This window comes from Streptomyces sp. NPDC020362, assembly GCF_040642095.1.
In the GTDB taxonomy this organism is placed as follows: domain Bacteria; phylum Actinomycetota; class Actinomycetes; order Streptomycetales; family Streptomycetaceae; genus Streptomyces.
In genome coordinates this window covers 1-18,150 of the sequence record NZ_JBFAET010000183.1, presented here as the reverse complement: position 1 = coordinate 18,150, position 18,150 = coordinate 1, and the positions used below count along the sequence as shown (strand labels likewise).

Here is an 18,150-nt window from a genome sequence, read left to right as displayed (position 1 = left end):
CACCCCGACAGTGCAGTACCAGGTCAGAGCCCTGATCCGCAGAGCGGATCAGGCCTCTGAGTGGTTTCCGGGGCCTCTTGGGGAGAAATCTGGGAGAAGATCTTGAAGGATCTCCTGATGCCCTCTCCTCTGTGCCCTCAGTGACTCCCCATCATCGCTGGCTCCGGCAGGAGCCGCGACCTGTGCCACGAACGGCACCTTCGATGCCCCTGGCCGTTCTTCAACCTACAAGGTGCGCAACCCTCGCCTCATGACTGGGCGGTCCAGATCGGCTGAGCACGCTTTCACCGCAATGCCCCTTAGGCGTTGCTCCATGCTTCAAAGAATCGCTTGCGGTCATCGTCTGTCTCATACGTCCGACGGCCGGCAAGCAGGACGTGCCAGGCAGCGGCCTCGGCGTCACGCAGCCACAGCTTGCCGAGGTACCAGCCCGCGCCCACAAACGTGTTGTGGTCCAGTGCGTCCCCAATCACTTCGGTCACGGCATCGCGCTGCTGGTCGTCGAGCTCTCCCAGGAAGCTGAGCACGCGGCCGGCGATGCCCCCTTCGTTCCCGTTGATCAGGCGGTTGAAGAAGGGGCCGCCCGCATTGGCGGGATCAATGTTCAAGGCGAGGCTGCCGCAGCAGCGATCTCGGCGACGTTCTCGGTGTTCAACCCTGCGCCCTCTGGCCAGTCCAGTGGAGCGTTGAGCTTCCGGGCGAGGTGCTGGGCCAGTTCATCATCTTCGTCTGGGCGTCGCCGAACGATCACAAGTTCCCCCAGTTCAGGGCCAGATGGCGCGCAAAGCAGCTTCTCTCCGCCTGCCAGTCTGCCCAACTAGGCAGTGATCAGCTGGGATGTGTGGACAACGTCCGGAAAGGGCCCGTTCTGTTGACCTGATTCAAGGGGCCCTGATCGCATTCGGGACGAAGAGGTCGTTGCTACAAATCCCGCCACCCCGACAGTGCAGTACCAGGTCAGAGGCCTGATCGGCGAGAGTCGATCAGACCCCTGAGTGGTTGTCGAGCCCTCCCGGGAGAAAGTCTTGGAGGGTGGCTTCACTCCTGGTGCGTTGCCGGACTCCACACGTACGCCAGCCGACAGCAACAACGGGTGGCCGCCACCCGTGCTCTCGCCGGATCGAGGTGGCGTTCCACGACACCCGCTGCACTCACCCAGGGCGTTCTCCCCCAGCCTCGCCAGCCCCGTACCCGCCTCCTAGGTGATGGGCAACAACAGCACCCTCATCACGCCGGCAAGGAACGCAAGTCCGTAGACGATCAACGGCATGGAGCTGAGACCACGGAGGCGGGCGCCGGACCAGACCTCGGCGTAATCAGTCAGCCGCTCCTCCACCCGTCACTTCCATTCGTGTCCACGGCCAGTTACCCCGGACCGCTCGCAGGCGATTGATGCGCTCACGCGCCGGGTCACAGGGGGGCACAAGGGGGGCGCACTGTGCAGCGAGCGCCCCAGGCGAGCTTCCGCACGCCAACTGGACTTCACTCGTTCTGCCGACACTTGCCCTGCTGCAGCATTAATTTCAGACATACTGCTGCTTTCGAGTCAACCGCCTCGTGAAACTCCAATCAACACCGAGGGTATAGATCTCGCAGAAGGTGTGATGTTCAAAAAACTACTACTTCGCTTGCAGGCAATAGCGTTTACCCTTCTCCCGATTGCCTCACCCGGCTTGACGTTCCTCTGCGGGACTCAGATATCCACTGCGACAGGCTGGACGAAGGTCGGATATATCTCGCTCGGCTCCCTATCCGCAGCCGCAGCCCCATTCTTTGCGCGTATTGGCCAGAAACGCGAACGCCGTAACGAAGTCATTAAAAACGAAGCGATCATCTCTGCCGTGGCTGACGAGATGGGTTCGCTCGCCACAGTCACACGGGCTGAAGACAAGACCAGTGGACTAGCGCGAATCCAAGAACGACTAACCGCTTGCGCTGCTCAGCACGCTAGCCGGAAGGCACGGGCAGCCTTCTTCGCCCTCGAAGGGGGGCAGCACCTCCGCCTTGCCACTTACTCAAACCGAGACACGCCACCGCGGCAGCCAGAAGGGCGGCAGGAGGAGGTCCTTCTAAATGCAATGAACGGCAAGGAGATCGTCTACGTAAAAGACACTATGAACGCTGATGGCAACCTGAGCTTCAACCTCGGCGACTCGTATCGCTCCGCCATCGTCGCCCCCGTATACGCCGGAAATGAACCACAGGGCATCCTGGTCATCGACGCTCCCGAAGCCAATCGGTTGACAAAGAAGCACGTCCGGGAGTCTTACGTGCGGGCACTAACTCATCTACTAGGAACAGCCCACGCAATGGGAAACGGAAAACATGTCAATAGGGCAGGAGTACCACGCCAGCCCAACGGGAAGCAGGGCGGTAAGGCTACCCAAAGTCAGGGTAAGAACAGTTGAGATGCACGAAGCAGTCCATAGGCAACGAAGCAGCACGAACGTGCTGTGGGGTTGGCACACTGGTCTGGGGGGACCTCATGCCTGATCACGAAGTCGAGATCATTGAGTCGGGGCGAGCTTGGATGGCTGGCCAGGTGTCGAGCGACGTGTACTTTTCCAAGGTGGTTCAATCCGCGGCCGTCAGCCCAGGCAGGGAGCTACTGGCCCGGGTCCGTTCCATACTTGCGAAGATCGCGTGGTGGAAGAATCACGTCACATGATCGACTCCTCCAGATCACCGCTACCAAGCTCATCTCCGAGAGCAACGTGAGGCTCCTAGCCTCAGGAGCCTCACGCAGCTTGCCATCTAATGACGCGCCCTCAAGCGCCTTTGCAGAAGGTCGTTCAGCACAGCTACTGGTGACGTGGCGCACATAGTCAACCGAGCGTCCAGCGCCGCTTCCCATTCTTCGGTGAGGTTCGCCATGAGTGCCTGGCGCATCTCTCGGGTGATGTGCGAGTAGCGTGCCTGCACCGAGCCGTCAACGTGGCCCATGCGCTCATCCATGAGCTTCGGAGGCGTGCGGAACCCTTCCATGCGCGTCTTGTGCGCGTGGCGCAGACCATGGGGCGTGAGCCCCTTCGCGATCGGTACCCAGCAGGCGTCCGCCCGCGTGGACGCGCCTCTCCCCAGTGCCGGCACCCCGGGCCAGGGAGTGACTAGTAAGGGGACAGGCCGTGCCTCCTGCGGTGCCTTCTTCGGGTACCAGCCGGAGGCAGCCGACGTGAAGAGCCATGTAGCGAACCCGTTTCGTCGCCAGTGCGCCGCCAGGTCGACCGAGCCTCCCCCGCGAGTGAACCCCAGAACTTCGATGGCCTCATGCACACGAGCCCTGGTGACTTCGGCTACGACGTCCGGGCGGTTGAGCACGTTGGACACGGTGCCCGTGGAGACGCCAGCGCGTCTCGCCACGTCCACCAGCTTCGCGCCGGTCTCTCCCGTCCGGGACACGCCTTGCCCGCGGAACACGTACGTCTTCCCGTGACAGGGGCAGGGCCTCGGCTGCGTACGGGCCACGTGCCCGTTCCAGAAGCGTACGAGCCAGGTCGGAGCGTCGATGGTGCGGTAGCTGTCGTCTTTGGGAGGGCAGCGCTCGAATTCGCCGGAGTCGAGTTCGTAGAGTTGCCACTCCACGCGCACGGCTGAGCTGAGATCGCGACACGGCTGGGGGCCAGCCGGGGGCGAGTGGGGCAGCTCGCCTCTGCCGGTCCTCCGCCCGAGCGGGCGTTCTTCGGCACAGACCTGGTTACGGTGTCCGTTGCTGGCATGTACGAGGCGGGCAAGGGCCCTGATCAGAACCCCAGCGAAGTGGTCACGCGGGAGGACCTCAACAATTTTGAGCATCTGCGCAAGCTGGTGACCGGCATGAAGCTCGATGCGCAGTACGAGGTGATCCCACCCGCCGGGATCGTCAACCTCAACCGGGACAACCACGTCGTCATCTGCGGCCCTCGCCGCTCTCCGATCGTGGCGCAGGTACTCGAAGGGGACGACAACCTGCGGTTTGCGAAGGACACGGCGTGGCACGTAGTGGACCAGGTGACCGGCAAGGAATACCGGTCGCCCGCCGATGTAGACGGGTCGGCCGGCGACGTCGGCTACCTGGGGCGGCTCCCGCGTCTGGACGGCAAGGGGACCTTCCTCTACATCGCCGGCATCCACGCCATCGGAGCGAGCGGGGTCGTCCACTACCTGGAGAACAACCTGGCCGAGCTCTACCGAGAGGTCCGCACCCGTCGTTTCTCCACCCTCATTTCGTGCCGTTACGACCCGAAGACGCTCGAAGTGCTGGAGAGTCGACGCGTCACCCCGCTGTACCGACACGAAGGCTGAGCATGCGCGTCGCCATTGACACCCAACCTGGTGGAGCCGCTCCCAATGAAGACTGGGTGGCCGGCACGCCGACACTCGCCGTGGTGCTGGACGGACTCAGCACGGCGGGCTTGGACACGGGATGCCGACATGGCGTCCCGTGGTACGTCGCTCACCTCGGGAGTCAGCTTGTCGCCCAGTTGACCGACCCGGAAACCTCGCTCGCGGCTGGCCTCGAACGAGCGCTGGAACAGGTAGCGGCGCTGCACCCCGAATGCGACCTGGGCAACCCCGGGACGCCCTCAGCAACCGTCGCCGTCCTTCGGCAGCGGGAAGGGTTCCTCGATCATCTGGTCCTGGCGGACTCCCCGGTCGTCCTCGAAGGACACCAGGACTTCACGGTGATCACTGACCTCCGCGTGGACGACGTGCTTCCTGCACTGAGGGCCGAAGTTGAGCAGTACGAAACCCACACAGCAGAGCACAAAGCGGCTCTGCAGCGCTTCGTGACCGCTCAGCGGCAGACTCGCAACACATCGGCTGGTTACTGGGTGGCGGCGGCCGGTCCGGAAGCGGCAGATCACGCGCTCGTGGGCAGCACCCCCACCGACGACGTACTCGCCGCGGCGGTCCTCTCCGACGGCGCATCACGTCTCGTCACGGAGTACGGCATGGCAACGTGGCGAGAAGTCTTCACGATGCTCCGGACCGATGGCCCGAGAGATCTGATTAATGCCGTCCGGAAGGTCGAAGCCATGGATCCGACCGGACGACGGTGGCCACGCTACAAGCCGGGCGACGACGCTTCCGCCGCCTTCTGCCAGTGGTGACGATCGCGGGTCAGTGAGGGACAAACTGCGGCTTCCTCTGCCCGGTGCTGCACCACTGCGAGCAACACCGGGCACGAAGGGCGGCTCACTGACGGTGATGCCACCAGTGCAGGGCAATAGCCGTGGCGCCACTGAGGCTGGCCTTCAGGCCGATGCGGAGGAGCTCGTCCGTGGCGGAATGGTCTTCTGGTTGGGGCTCATTCTCGGAGCCCTCCTTGGCGTCGGAATGGATCTTTGGAAGCGTCCGCTTGACCGGCTGCCCGATCGAAGGCTGGAACATCGAACAGCGGCTCGCACCGAGGAATTGTGTGTGCTTCTCAGCGCCACCCCGGTGATCGGCGTCATGAGCGCCGGGTACATCGTCCGACTGGCAGGGGACGCCCTGACGGTCGCTCGCCGTGCCTCCAGAGCCCACCAAGCAGACACGCCCCCTGCCCCGCCACCTGATGGTGGCCGGGAGTAGATCCCCCATCGCCTTCTTGGTCAACGGCGTCGACTGCGAACCGGGAGCCACCCTGCAACTGAGTCGAACCGCGGTTGAGAGTGTGCCGCATCCCTGTGCAGGCGGAGGGCCATTCACATGCCCGTCAGGTCCTGGACAACCTTGCGGGCCTTGTCCGCGACGCTCACTTGCCGTCGCCCTTGGTGTCGTGATCGACGCGGATCCGGCTGAAGATGCTTCGGATCAGCTCTTCGTTGTCATTGTGGCCGTCGGCCATGTCGACCATGGCTTCGCGAATGCTGGCCAGGCCGTCGGCCAGGATCTGGGTGGACTGCTCGATCTTCTTGACATGCGGGCCATAGGCCTTGTGGAACTTCTCGCCCTGCTCGTCGTCACCCCATGGGGAGCCGACCGCAGCCAGCCCGCGTTCCAGTTTCGTGAGGGCTTGCGCGAGGGCAACGCTCTGATCATGAAAGTGAGGTGCTGTCGCCTTGAGATCGGCGATCTTGATGTCGAGTATCTAGCCGCTACCGCCCATGACTTGACGCTCCCCCTCCGTCCACTGCCCGAACGCTTGACCCTGATGATCGTCACCACTTCACAGCCCTGACCTGCGCAGAGGTCCAGCAAAGGCGTGGCGGGTGGCCGTGACCTCAGTCACTCGCAGCGGCGTGAGAGGTGTGAGCAGGCTCGCCGCGGCAGCCGACGGAGCATCGCGTCATGACGGCAGCGACGGTGTTCACCTGCCCTCATGCGCACGAGCAAAGAGCCCTTCGAGCGGCCCCGCACGGACGCAGTTCCGGGGTCGGCAACGCAGGTGCACGTCGTGCCCCGCCCGTCGCTGCGAGGTCGCGCCCTTGGGCGTGCCCTTGGACGTGCCCTTCAGAGTGAGCAACCCCGGTCAACAGCGGTGCATCGACAGTCCGGAACGTCGCCCATTGATTCGTGAATCCGCAGACCGAAGCCGTCAGACGACTGGGCCGGGCGGGCGATGCCCTCACCATGACGACCACGGGGCGTCCCACGAGTGGTTCCGTGTACGGGACTTCCTCGCGGCGACGGGAGCGCCTCTGCAACTCGCCCAGGTCAGCTGCTCCGTCTCCCGGCGCGGCGCACCGCGCGGCATCCATTTCACGGACGTGCCTCCGGGCCAGGCCACGTACGTCACATGTCTGCGCGGAACCGTCCTCGATGTCGTCGTAGACGTCCGCGCCGGTTCACCCGCCCACGGCCGGTACCAGACGGTGCGTCTGGACGAGTCGTCGGCGAGCAGGCAACCTGCCCGACCGCACCGCCTGTTCGGCGGCGTTGCCTCCTTCCGGGACGCAGGGGCTGTGGGGTCGTCGGCGGCTGGGCGGCCGGCCCGACGGAGTTCACGACGCCGTCCTGGTTCTGCGGAAAGAGGTTCATGTCTCCCGGCCGCCGTCCAGGCGCTCAGGAGCAGAGATTCACGTGCCGGACGGCCAGGACGTGTCCCGCCGCGTCGATGAGGCGGCTGCGGGCGAGGTGGCCGCCGGACACCGCATTGGTGATCGCCGTGGCGATCGCGGACGTCTGGGAGCCGACGTTGCCCCCCAGGTCGAACATGACCATGTCGGCGCCGGAGCGCAGAGCCTGGACGGCGGCGGCGGGAACGCTGAAGCCGGCGGCGGAGATCGCCTTGGCGCTGAGCGAGTCGGTGACCACGAGCCCCTTGAAGCCGAGCTTGCCGCGCAGCTCGGAGCTGATGACGGTGGGTGACAGGCTCGCCGGATTGGTGCCCAGGCCCGGCACGATGTTGTTGGAGACCATGATGGCCGGGGCACCGGCCTTGATGGCCGCCGTGAACGGCGGGACGCCCACCTTCTGCAGAGTGGACCAGGGCAGGGTGTGGGCAGGGCCGAAGTCGGAGTTGTAGCTGGAGCCGCCGAGGCCCGGGAAGTGCTTGACGACAGGTATCACGTGTCCGGCGCGCAGCCCGTTCATGTACGCGACGCCGTCCTTGGAGACCACCGAGGTGCTGCCGCTGAAGGACCGCCATCCGTCGGGGTTGGTATGGCTGGGGGCAACGTTCCTGCCGTCGACGTCGACCACCGGCGCGAGGTCCATGTCGACCTGGTTGGCCGACATCTTGGTGGCGACCTCCGTGACGTTCTGCTGGATCTGGGCCGGGGTCCAGTGCGTGCCCATGTACGCGGCCCAGGGCAGGGACCCGACGAGGTTCGCCATGCGCTGGATGCCGCCGCCCTCCTCGTCGGTCATCACCAACAGGCCCAGGTGGCCGGGGACATGGGACTTCAGGGTGGTCAGCCGGGAGCCGAGGTCGGACGGCGCCTTGCTGCCGAACAGCAGCACACCGCCCGCGCCGGCGCTCACCTCTGAAGTGACGTCGGACACCGAGGTCTCCGACACCGGGACGGCGATGGTCAGCATGGCGAGCCGGTGGTTCGACCACCCGGCCAGCTTCGTGCTGTTGGTGCACGCGGTGGAGGCGGTGGTGAGGTGCGGAGCGAACGGCGAAGGTGAGGAGGAAAGCGCGGCGGGCGGGGCGGGGGACACGCCGGAGCCGCTGGAGTGCGGGGCCGCCTTGGGGGTGCCCGTGCCACAGCCCGCCAGGAGCATCGCCGCCACGGCGGCTGCGGTGCTCAGTCTTCGCGCGTTCGTGGCCCGGCCGGGGAGCCGCGGCGGTGCTGTCGCGCTGGTGCGGTCGCGGTACGACGGGAGATTCATCGCCCGGCCTCCTTCGGGAAGACGCGACAGTGCCCGTCGCGCTGAGGGCCGTATGAGCATGAGGTGGGCTTTGCGAAGCGTGAGATGCGCGCCAGGCCGCATGTGTTCGCTGGTCCACGTCGGACTACCAGCATCTCGCGCCTCGGAGTCGGCCGGAAGTCGAGCCGACGTGAGTCGGGGCGTGCCTTCGAGCGCGGACGACCCGGGTCGCAGCACCGTTCACGGTGGGACGGGTGTGGGGCGGTGACGCCCTCGGGCCGGGAAACGGCAGGTCAGGGCAGCCCCAGCGCGGCCTGTGGATCTTCCGGCGCACCGCCTGCCGACCTGCCCGGGAACGCTCCGCGGCCGGGAGGAATCCGGGAGAAGATCTTCTCCCGGTGTCGTCTCAGAACCTCCTAAGAGCCCGCCGCACCAATGGCCTGACCTGCACAAATGTCCCTCGCCGGTGAAGACGGAGACGCGCTGTCCGCAAAAATGCCACGCCGCGGCGCTGGTCGTCGGGGTGGGGAAGGAGCAGCGTTGATCTTTGTCGGGTGCTCGCGCTGCTCGTGGGCGGCGCCTTCATGGCGGTGGCATGCGGCTGTCGCGGTGGCGACGTGTGGGTGTGGGACTGGGCGCCGCCGGTGACCAGGCAGCGGACCCGGTACGGAACACCCTGGAGGAGCCTCACCAGCATGCGGATCCAGTTCGGCATCCTGGGAGCGCTGTTCCTGGGGTCCGGGCTGCACGCACTGGTGCGCCGACGGCCGCACGGACCCCGAAGGGTCGGGCTCTCCCTCTCGGCGGGCCGCCATCGAGTGCAGGCAGTGTACGCACCGGTGATCAAGGTCGGAGGCGGGTCTCCGCACGTCCGGTGCCCCCTGTGCGGTGGAGCGCAGAAGGGGCCGGACTGGCGGCGCGGCGCGGTGTCGCCGTCTGCGCGGAGTCGCCGTCGGCGCGGAGTCGCCGTCGGCGCGGAGTCGCCGTCGGCGCGGAGTCGCCGTCGGCGCGGAGTCGCCGTCGGCGCGGAGTCGCCGTCGGCGCGGTGTCGCCGTCGGCTACGGCACGGTGGCGGCGGGCTCGGTCGCCCGGTGGGGCCGGAACTCGTGTTCCTGGGCGCGGTGGTAGCCGCGGCGGTCGTACCAGCGGCAGACGGCCCAGCCAAGGAGCAGGGCCCCGGCCGCATAGGCGCCCAGTACCAGCCACGCCAGGTGGACCCGGTCGCCCTGGCCGTCGAAGAACAGCAGTGATCGCACCCCTTCGACGACGTGACGTGCGGGCAGCGCCTTGCCCAGGGAGTCGTATCCGCCGGGGAGTTCCTCCGCCGGGATGGCTCCCGCGGACAACGGGACGCCGACGAGGGTCACCGAGAACAGGGCGAGGAGCTGGCCGAGCGCCCCGAACACGGCGAACAGGGCGAGGGTCAGCAGGGAGACGGCCGCGCAGGCCGTGCTGCAGAAGAGCACGTACTGCCCGGTGTCGCAGGGTCGGACGCCGGTCGTCCACAGCCCGACACCGGCGACGACAGCACCCGCCACGCATCCCATCGCCGCACCGAGCACCGCCTTGGCCAGGAAAGTCGACGAACGGGTGATCCGGATGACGGGTTGGACGATGCGACGGGGGCCGATCTCCAGGGGGAGGTAGCCGAGCCTCGCGTCGACGAACGACGTCAGCAGGGTGGCCGGCAGCAGGCCCGAGATGAGCAGCGCGATGGCAATGTAGAGCGGAAATGCCCCGGCAGCAGCTCCGACGTCCCCGGAGGGCGGTTGCCGTACGACGGTGGTCGCGCCGACCGGGTCGCCGAGCAGGGCCAGGAGACCGGCCGACGCCGCCCCGGCCTTCGGCGGAGCCTTGTGGGTCCGGGAGGCGCCGGGAGTGCCGGGGGTCCCGGAGGCGCCGGAAGTCCCAGAGGTGCCGGAGGTCCCGGAAGTGCGGGAGGTGCTGGGGGTCCCGGGCGTTCCGGGCGTTCCGGAGGTGCCGGAGGTGCCGGGCTGCTCGGCTCGTTGCCCGTCCGGGGCGGTGGCTCCGGAGTCGGCGGCGGAGGCCGTGGGAGCCTGTCCGTTCCCGGTGCCCATCCCGGTGCCTGCCCCGGTGCCTGCCCCGGTGCCTGTCCCGGTGCCTGTCCGGGGCGCGGGCGCGCCCGGCTTGCTCCGGGCGGCGGCCGACGCCTGCGCCGTCAGCTGTGTGCCGAGACGCTTGGACGCCTCCGCCACGGTCAGCCGCATCACCTTGTCGGTCACCGAGGCCGCCACGCCGCTCACCCCTCTGGGCTCGACGAGCTGCATCACCGGGCGCCCGGCGTGCTGCCCCGTGCCGAGCAGCGACATGGCGCGGCCGGTGAAGTCACGCGGCACCACCAGGGCCCCGTACGCGTCCTCGGCGTCGAGCATCCGCCAGGCGTCCCGGCGCGTGCGCACCACGCTCCAGTGCACACGGCCGTCCTTGTGCGCGGCGCGTGTGATGGCGTCGGCGAGCTTGCTGCCCAGGTTCACCGTGCCGTGGGGGCCGGTGGCCCCCTGGTCCTCGGTGACCAGGACGAGCGGCAGGTTGCGCAGATGGCCGTCGGGGTCGGAGGCCGGTCCCAGATAGCTGACGGTGCTCAGGGCGGCGAGCAACGACCCGATGAGCACGACGATCCATGCCCTGGGCTGTCTCCATAGTGTGCTGGCCCGCAAGGGAGCCACCTCCATCGGTTTGGAGAGAAACAGGAAGATCAGGCCGTGCGGCGGGCCGACCGGTCCGCAGGCCGTTCGAGGCCCAGTCGTCGGCGCAGCGTGCGTGGGCCACGCGACAGGCCGGGCACCAGCCGGTGCCGGCGCAGCATCGGCAGCGTCCGGCCGACGAAGAGTTCCAGCGCCGCCGGGCCGCCGGGCAGGTCGATCAGGAGGCCTGCGGGCCGCTCCTCGTGCAGCAGCCGCCGGATGCGTTCGACGGTTTCCCCGGACGGCTCGGTGGCGACGGACAGGGGGGCGATCCGGGGCGTCCGGGAGGGGGAGGGGCAGTCCGTGACCTGGTAGTCGGGCAGGCCGGGAGCGTCGGCCGAGGTGTTCCAGGGGGCCAGTGTGAGGGGATGGCCCTGCGGAGGCCGGGCGATGTTCAGCGGACCGGCCACCTGGTAGTGGGGACCGTCGTGGTCGATGCGGTGCATGCCGTCGGTCCTGAAGTAGACGCCGGAGGCCCGGTCGTGCACGAAGGCGTCGTCGTCGAAGCTGTCCCACAGGCCCGCGAGCACGCCCAGGTACTCCTCGGCGCGTCGGTGCGCCTCGGCGCGTCGGTGCGCCTCGGGTGCCTCGTGCAGGGCCGGCAGGCCGCCTGCTCGCTCCGTGTCGTCCGGCTGCGGATCCAGCAGCACCCCGGCGCGCCCGCCGGACATGATGTCGAGGGTCGCCAGCTCGCGCGCCAGGTGGTACGGCTCGTGAGAGGCGGGGGACGCCTCGGCGATCAGGCCGATGCCCGTGGTGCGGGGGGCGATGACCGCGAGGAGAGCGGTGGGTTCCAGCGCCGCCGAGCCGACGGTGTCGTTCCTGCGCACGACGAGTGCGTCGATCTCCGCCCGGTCGGCGGCGACCGCCGCGTCGGCGAGCCGGCGCAGCCACGGCCCGGCCTCGCCTCCCGGCAGGGAAGCGTCTGACTCCGTGCCCGGCGGTGCCGTACCCGGCCGCGGGGTCGGGGGCAGGGCGACGAACAGCCGCACGGGGGTGGGGTCCGGTTCAGGCATGGATGCCTCCGGTGGCGCGTGCGTGGCTCGGCAGTCCGAGGTTCTGCCGCAGGTCCCTGCCGTCGTAGGCGTTGGGGAAGAGTCCGCGGCGCCACAGTTCCGGGATCACGTGGTCGACGAAGTCGATGAGGGGCCCCGGCAAGAAGGGGAAGGAGATCATGAAGCCGTCCGCTCCCCGCTCCTCGTACCACTCCTGCATACGGTCGGCGATCTGGGCCGGGGTGCCGGCGACGATCTGACCGCTGAGGAAGTGCTCGGCGAGCTGACGGATCGTGAAGCCGTGTTCCTCCGCCATCCGGATCAGCAGTTCCCGGCGGCTCTGGCTCCGGTTGGTCGGCGGGATCTCGGGAAGCGGTGCGTCCAGATCGTGGCCGCGCAGGTCGGTCCCGAGGTTCTCCTGCAGCCACTGGCGGGCCACGTCCTCGTGGACCAGCTCCCGCAGCGTCGCCAGATGGCCCCGCGCCTCGGCCTCGGTGCTCGCCACCAAGGGCCAGAAGGCGGGCCAGATCTGCACGTGCTCGGGCCGGCGACCGGCCGCCCCGGCCCTGTCCTTCACCTCGGCGTAGAACCGGCGGGCGCCGGGCAGGTCGCGCTGGTCGGTGAAGACGACGTCCGCGTAGCGGGCGGCGAAGTCGATGCCCGCCGGGGACGCACCCGCCTGGAACAGGACGGGACGGCCCTGCGGCGGTGCGGGGATGCCCCGCGCCCGGCCGAGGCGCGCCGCGTCCCACAGGGCGAGGACCTCGTCGACGGAGCGTTCCGCGAGTTCGTACCTCATGCCGTGCGGGACGGGCGTGCGGCCGAAGTTCGCCGCTTCCTGCGGCAGGACGGACGTCACGATGTCCCATCCGGCCCGGCCACCGGAGATCGCGTCGAGCGAGGCGAACCTGCCCGCCAGCCGGTGTGCCGGCCAGTAGGTCGTGGAGCCGGTCGCGACGAGTCCGATGTGCTCCGTGGCACCGGCCAGCCCGGCCAGGAGGACCATGGGCTCGAAGTGGTCGGCCCTGGCGGCCTTGTTGAGGCCGGGGCCCTCGCCCCAGGGCGCGAGCAGGTCGGGGCGGAAGATCGCGTCGATCCTGCCCCGCTCCAGCTCCATGGCCAGGAACTCGTGGAAGGGGTAGTCGAGTTGGCCCGAGGCGGCGCCCTGCGGGTGACGCCATCCGGCCCAGTGGCCGCCGGAGCCGTGCAGCAGAACTCCCAGTGCGAGCCGCCCGGTGAGCGCGTGCGGCATTGCGGTCTCTCCCCTCGTCGGTGGGTGTGGTGAGGTCTCGCCCCGGCGTCCGGGGCGTTCGGTCGGCCGATCGCGGCCAGGGGTGTCAGGGGCGCCAGGGACGTCAGGAGCCTCAGGAGCCTCAGGGGGTCAGAGGTGTCAGGGACGTCAGGAGCCTCAGGGGGTCAGAGGTGTCAGGGACGTCAGGAGCCTCAGGGGCGTCAGAGGTGTCAGGGGCGTGGCGGAGGCCGGTCCGTGCGGCCGGGTGCAGCCGCCCGGGGAGCGACGAGGTCTCTCACCGTCCGGCGGCCCCGGCCACGGGCGCGGTGTCCGCGGCGGTCACGGGCACGGTGTCCGCGGCGGTCACGGGGCCGGTGTCCGCCGCGGTTACGGGGACGGTGTCCGCCGCGGCCGCTTCGGCGAGGGACGCCAGGAGACGGGGCACGGTCCCGTCCTGCCAGGGGAAGAAGTGGCCGCCGGCGAGGACGCGCAGGCCCTGCCACTGCCGGGCGTGGCGCTGCCATGCGGCCACGTCGCCCGGTGGATGGACCACGTCCTGGTCACCGGCCAGCGCGTACAGCGGGACGGTCACGTACCGCGTCGGCGAGGTACGGGCCCGCGCCAGGAGCCGGAAGTCGGCCTGGAGCGGGTGCAGGACGAGGGCTCGCATCTGCGGGTCGGCGAGCACCTCGGCGGGAGTCGCTCCGAGCTCGGCCACATGGTCGAGAAGAGCGTCGGGGTCGTCCGCGAGTTCGTGGTCGGCGCGGGCGTCCAGGAGTTCCGGGGGGCCCATCGCCGAGATCACCAGTGCCCGTGGCGGTGTGCCGAGTTCGCACAGCGTGTGGCAGAGCTCGTGGGCGAGGAGCCCGCCCATGCTGTGCCCGAAGAGGATCAACGGCGCGGCGGGATCGCCGAGGCGCGGCAGCAGGTCCGCGACGACGTCCGCGGCGCTCTCGTGCGGCTGCTCGGCGAGTCTGCGGCCGTGGCCGGGCAGTTCGGGTGCGATGAGCTCGCACGTCTGCGGCATGAGTGTGGACCAGGGACGGTAGGCATCGGCGGATCCGCCGGCGAAGGGCAGACAGACGACACGGGCTTTCATGTGATTCCCCCTGAGCGGGTCTGGACGCCGGGTGGAGGCGGTCCGCCGGACCGGACGTCACCGGAACGACCCCGCGATCAAATGCAACGCAACGGTGCGTTGCCATCCTAGGATGGCGCTAAACTTAACGCAACACAACGTTGCGTTCGGTTCGTTGGGCCGGTCGGAGGTCGCGATGCCAGCAGGTGGAACCAGGTCGGACGGACGGTCGACCGCCAGACAGGGAGGGCCCCGCCGCAAGGACGAGATCTTCGCCTCCTGCCTCGATCTGCTCACCACCCAGGGCTACGACGGGCTCACCATCGAGGGTGTCGCCCAGCGCTCCGGGGTCAACAAGACGACCATCTACCGCTGGTGGCCGTCGAAGTCCGAGCTGCTGCGCGACGCCCTGCTGAACTCGGGCATGCCGTCCCTGGACCTGCCCGACTCCGGAAGCCTCGAGGGCGACCTGAACCACCTCGCCACACAGCTCCAGGCACTCCTCGACGAGTCCCGCACGAGCGCGGTGGTGGAGGCGGCCCTGGTGGGGGCGGTGCGCCACCAGGCCATGCGGGAACTCGTGACGCACTTCCTGGAGGACCGGCTCGGACGCCACCAGCCCATCTTCGCCAGGGCCGTGGAGCGCGGGGAGCTGCCCGCCGACTTCGATCCGGCCCTGCTGGTGGACGCCATGGCCGGGGCGCTGTGGATCCGCCTGCTGGTGCGCCGCAAGCCGGCCGAGAGCGGGTTCACCGATCGGCTGATCTCGATGCTGCTGCAGGGCATCTGAGCCCGGCGCGCCGGTCACCCGCCCCGTCCGACGAGGCGGGCCGGCGCCCCTCCCCGAGCGACGAGGCGGGCCGGTACCCCTCGCCGAGCGACGGGGTGGGCCGGCACCCCTCCCCGACGGGCGAGGCAGCGCCCGGCGGTGGACCGGGGGGGATCAACCGCCCAGTGCGGCTTTGAGCCGGCCGAGCGTGGTCCGCATGCCGGCCCGGTTGACCTCCGCCCGGTCGGCCGGTCGCGTGCCGGTGAAGACCCGCCCGAGGAACTCCGCAGTCCGGGCGCCGGGGCCGGTGCGCAGGTCCTCCCAGTACTCGGTGACCCTGGTGGCACCCCCCTCCGGCTGGAAGCGGTACCCCCACAGGGCCACCGGCAGACCGAACGCGGTGACCCGGAAGGCGAACTCGTCCGGCTGCTCGGCCCTGACCACCCGGCAGGTGGTGAACCAGACCAGGAACCCCTTCCGGTTGAACCCGACGAACCCGGTCCCCGCGCGCACCCGTCGACCGCGGATCCACACGCCGAAGCACTCCGGGCTCCACTTCCCCATGTTCCGCAGGTCGCAGACCGCGGCGTACGCATCCTGGGCGGACGCGTCCACAAGGACGCTCTCCTCGACCTTCCACAGTCGTTTCACCATGACCCCCGAGCGGATTCCAGTTGTGCCACGAGTCCGGATCGGCCGGACGCCCGTCGGTGCGAACTCCGGGCCCGGCCAAGGGGCCTGGGCAGCGGAACGCCTTGACGGTCGGACGGCGGCGCTCCTACTGTAGAACGAGCCGGATCGTTCTACAACGCCTTCGGGCAGGCCGAGCGCCGGCTCGCCGTACAGCGGTGACGGGAGTGACCGACCAGGGGAGACGCCCCGGCCGACGAGGGCCGGGCCCCCGTTCTCCGGTGCCGTGCCCCACCCGACCGGCAGGCGGAACTGCAACTGCCGCCGGGAGCCCGGATTCTGCACGGTTCGCCGGGGGGTTCCGCACCGAGGGCACCCGAGGTCCCGGACGACCGGTCACCGGACAACAGGTGCTCCCCCGCCCGGCGTTCCCGGCGCACTCCCCAGTGCCTTCCGGTGGTGCGGCACAGCACCCCGGCGGCGGCACGCCCCACCCGTCCCAGCCCCAATGGAACACGACCCGAAGGACCGTACTGTGACCGAAATCCCCTTGGAAGCCGACTGGGACAACGCCCCGGGCGTGCTCGAAGGCGCCCGCGACCTCGAACTGACCCCCGCGATGTGCGACCTGCCGTACTGGTTCGAGCACGTGGCCGGCTCCATGCTGCGCCGCCTGTCGGACGGCACCGTGAAGGCCGCGGCCCCGACGGACGCCGTTGTGCGCCCGGGTCCGATGCGTGAGGCGCTCATCGACGAGTTCACCTTCCGGACGCTGGCCGAGGAGAAGGCGACCCGTGCGCTGTCCTTCCTCGTCTTCCACGCCCCGGACCGGGACTGTCTGGAGTTCTACGCCACCCAGCTCGTCGACGAGGCCCGGCACGCGCGCGTGTTCCGCGACCATCTGCTCGTGGCGGGGGTGTCCGACGAGGAGATCTCGGCCGCGGTCGCCCGGACCGCGGCGACCTCCGGGGCCGCCGTCCTCGATCCCCTGGAGGAGTTCGGTCTCGGAGTACTGCGGGACCGGCAGGACTTCTACGGCGGTGTCCTCGTCCTCACCGTCCTGGTCGAGGGGATCCTCGCGCCCGCGGCCGAACTCAGCGAGCGCAAGTGGAAGGTGCTGGACCCCTCCGCCGCGCTGGTCGAGCGCGGAGCGAACATGGACGAGATCCGGCACCTGGCCGTGGGCAGCGCCGTCATACGCCAGTACCTCACCCGGCGGCCGGAGGCGCGGGCCGGGCTGGTCGACCTGGTCCGGGAGGGGCGGCGGCTGTGGGAGGAACTGCCCATGCAGGAGGTGCTGTACCGGCGGGAGTCGCTCTTCCAGGAAGGGCTCGCCGAGCACGGTCACCTGCTGGGCGACTACGAGATCTGGCCGGGGCGGCGGCTGGTGGACACCGGCATCGAGGAGCGGATGGAGGCCGCCGAACGCTGGTCGCGCGAGACGCAGGACGCCCGGCTGAAGTACATGCTCCTGGACGAGGCGCTGTGACGGCCGACCCGGGTGGGACCGGCGCCTGGCGGATTCCGCTGCCCGGTGGGCAGGGCGGCGCACAGTACCTCGCCGCGACCGTCACCGACCCCGGGCCCGCACCGCGGGCCGTGGTCGTGATCTGGCCGGCGCTCGGTGTGAAGGCCTCCTACTACGCGCCGTTCCGCGACCAGCTGGCACGCAGGGGCATCGCCTCCGTCGCCGTCGACCTGCGGGGCCAGGGCGACAGCCGCCCGCGCGCCGGCCGGGCCACCCGGCACGGCTACCACGAGCTGGCGACCCGCGACTGGCCCGCCGTCATCAGCGCGACCCGCGAACGCTTCGGCCCCCGCATCCCCCTGTACCTGCTCGGGCACAGCATCGGCGGACAGGTCAGCGTCATGCACACGGCCCACGACCCCGGGAGCGCGGACGGCGTCATCCTCGTCGCGGCCGGTTCCGTGGACCACCGGGGCTTCTCCGGCCCGGACCGGCTGCGGGTGCTGGCGAGCACCCAGTTCATCTCCCTGGTCGCCCGGCTCTGGGGCTACTGGCCGGGACACCGGCTCGGCTTCGGCGGGCGGCAGTCCGCACGGCTCATGCGGGACTGGGCGAGGATCTGCCGCACGGGCCGCTTCGCCCCCGCCGGGTCGGGCTTCGACTACGAGACGGGCATGGCGCAGGTCGCCCTTCCCGTGCTGGCGGTCTCCGTCGAAGGCGACCGGCTGGCTCCCGGCCGGGCGGTGGACCGCCTGTGCGCCAAACTGCCCTCGGCGACGATCGACCGCTGGCACTTCCGCCCGGAGCACGGCGGCCGCGTCGACCACGTCAGATGGGCGCGCTCCGGTGAGGGCATCGCGGAGCGGATCTCCGACTGGCTCGCACAGCGGCACACGGTCTGAGACAGGATCCTGCGAAACAGGACCGGGGCGGCTGCCGCGTCACACCAGCCGGCCGCCGCCCCCGGCCCGCCCCCAGGCCACGTAGGCCGCAGCCGCCGCCGCGGGGGGGGGGGGGGGCCCCTGGTCGTCGGGCACGGCCCCCCCGGCATCGG

15 protein-coding genes and 2 pseudogenes are annotated in these 18,150 nt (G+C 69.5%); 8 read left to right on the top strand and 9 right to left on the bottom strand.

The features are described 5' to 3' along the window. Positions 1-299 precede the first annotated feature (299 nt). Positions 300-608, bottom strand: coding sequence for a hypothetical protein (locus AB0H32_RS38455; protein WP_361131047.1), 309 nt, complete (start codon positions 606-608; stop codon positions 300-302). A 590-nt stretch (positions 609-1,198) separates the two neighbouring features. Then, positions 1,199-1,336: a hypothetical protein gene (locus AB0H32_RS38450; protein ID WP_361131044.1), complete on the bottom strand. Its 138-nt coding sequence runs from the start codon at positions 1,334-1,336 to the stop codon at positions 1,199-1,201. A gap of 268 nt (positions 1,337-1,604) precedes the next feature. Between AB0H32_RS38450 and AB0H32_RS38445 the strand changes: the two genes are divergently transcribed. Next, a complete protein-coding gene (locus tag AB0H32_RS38445) occupies positions 1,605-2,408 on the top strand; it encodes a GAF domain-containing protein (protein WP_361131041.1) in 804 nt (267 codons plus the stop codon). A gap of 346 nt (positions 2,409-2,754) precedes the next feature. Here the strand turns inward: AB0H32_RS38445 and AB0H32_RS38440 are convergent. After that, positions 2,755-3,591 (bottom strand): annotated as a pseudogene (locus tag AB0H32_RS38440) (LacI family DNA-binding transcriptional regulator); the annotation flags it as partial. Between the two features lie 42 nt (positions 3,592-3,633). On the opposite strand from AB0H32_RS38440, the gene AB0H32_RS38435 reads away from it, so the two are divergent. The 4 genes and pseudogenes from AB0H32_RS38435 to AB0H32_RS38420 all read left to right on the top strand — a co-directional run. Continuing rightward, positions 3,634-4,281 carry a sigma-70 family RNA polymerase sigma factor gene (locus AB0H32_RS38435; RefSeq protein WP_361131050.1) on the top strand — a complete coding sequence of 216 codons (648 nt, stop codon included), beginning with the start codon at positions 3,634-3,636 and terminating at the stop codon, positions 4,279-4,281. Between the two features lie 2 nt (positions 4,282-4,283). Beyond that, positions 4,284-5,090, top strand: coding sequence for a hypothetical protein (locus AB0H32_RS38430; protein WP_361131038.1), 807 nt, complete (start codon positions 4,284-4,286; stop codon positions 5,088-5,090). Between the two features lie 650 nt (positions 5,091-5,740). After that, positions 5,741-6,142 (top strand): hypothetical protein, encoded by a 402-nt coding sequence (locus AB0H32_RS38425; RefSeq protein WP_361131035.1) that lies wholly within the window; start codon positions 5,741-5,743, stop codon positions 6,140-6,142. 394 nt (positions 6,143-6,536) lie between these two features. Further along, positions 6,537-6,791 (top strand): annotated as a pseudogene (locus AB0H32_RS38420) (dTDP-4-dehydrorhamnose 3,5-epimerase family protein); the annotation flags it as partial. 175 nt (positions 6,792-6,966) lie between these two features. Here AB0H32_RS38420 and AB0H32_RS38415 read toward each other — a convergent pair. The 5 genes from AB0H32_RS38415 to AB0H32_RS38395 all read right to left on the bottom strand — a co-directional run bounded on the left by AB0H32_RS38415 (position 6,967) and on the right by AB0H32_RS38395 (position 14,250). Beyond that, complete coding sequence (locus AB0H32_RS38415) at positions 6,967-8,241, bottom strand: glycoside hydrolase family 3 N-terminal domain-containing protein (RefSeq protein WP_361131032.1); 1,275 nt, start codon at positions 8,239-8,241, stop codon at positions 6,967-6,969. Between the two features lie 1,037 nt (positions 8,242-9,278). Continuing rightward, positions 9,279-10,898 carry an ABC transporter permease gene (locus AB0H32_RS38410; RefSeq protein WP_361131029.1) on the bottom strand — a complete coding sequence of 540 codons (1,620 nt, stop codon included), beginning with the start codon at positions 10,896-10,898 and terminating at the stop codon, positions 9,279-9,281. Between the two features lie 38 nt (positions 10,899-10,936). Next, positions 10,937-11,941 carry an LLM class flavin-dependent oxidoreductase gene (locus tag AB0H32_RS38405; RefSeq protein ID WP_361131026.1) on the bottom strand — a complete coding sequence of 335 codons (1,005 nt, stop codon included), beginning with the start codon at positions 11,939-11,941 and terminating at the stop codon, positions 10,937-10,939. Then, on the bottom strand, positions 11,934-13,172 hold the full coding sequence (locus tag AB0H32_RS38400) for an LLM class flavin-dependent oxidoreductase (protein WP_361131023.1): 1,239 nt from the start codon (positions 13,170-13,172) through the stop codon (positions 11,934-11,936). Before AB0H32_RS38400 ends, AB0H32_RS38405 begins: the two co-directional genes overlap by 8 nt. Before the next feature lie 274 nt (positions 13,173-13,446). Further along, positions 13,447-14,250: an alpha/beta fold hydrolase gene (locus AB0H32_RS38395; RefSeq protein WP_361131020.1), complete on the bottom strand. Its 804-nt coding sequence runs from the start codon at positions 14,248-14,250 to the stop codon at positions 13,447-13,449. 175 nt (positions 14,251-14,425) lie between these two features. Here AB0H32_RS38395 and AB0H32_RS38390 point away from each other — a divergent pair, with 175 nt between their 5' ends. Beyond that, positions 14,426-15,019 carry a TetR/AcrR family transcriptional regulator gene (locus AB0H32_RS38390; RefSeq protein ID WP_361131017.1) on the top strand — a complete coding sequence of 198 codons (594 nt, stop codon included), beginning with the start codon at positions 14,426-14,428 and terminating at the stop codon, positions 15,017-15,019. Between the two features lie 153 nt (positions 15,020-15,172). Here AB0H32_RS38390 and AB0H32_RS38385 read toward each other — a convergent pair whose 3' ends face one another. Then, positions 15,173-15,652, bottom strand: a complete 480-nt coding sequence (locus AB0H32_RS38385; RefSeq protein ID WP_361131014.1) for an SRPBCC family protein — start codon at positions 15,650-15,652, stop codon at positions 15,173-15,175. A gap of 511 nt (positions 15,653-16,163) precedes the next feature. Between AB0H32_RS38385 and AB0H32_RS38380 the strand changes: the two genes are divergently transcribed. Both AB0H32_RS38380 and AB0H32_RS38375 read left to right on the top strand, forming a co-directional pair. Continuing rightward, positions 16,164-17,117, top strand: coding sequence for a VlmB-like protein (locus AB0H32_RS38380; RefSeq protein ID WP_361131011.1), 954 nt, complete (start codon positions 16,164-16,166; stop codon positions 17,115-17,117). Then, entirely contained in the window at positions 17,114-17,998 is an 885-nt protein-coding gene (locus AB0H32_RS38375; RefSeq protein ID WP_361131008.1) for an alpha/beta fold hydrolase, read from the top strand. The genes AB0H32_RS38380 and AB0H32_RS38375 overlap by 4 nt, the downstream gene beginning before the upstream one ends. Positions 17,999-18,150 lie beyond the last annotated feature (152 nt).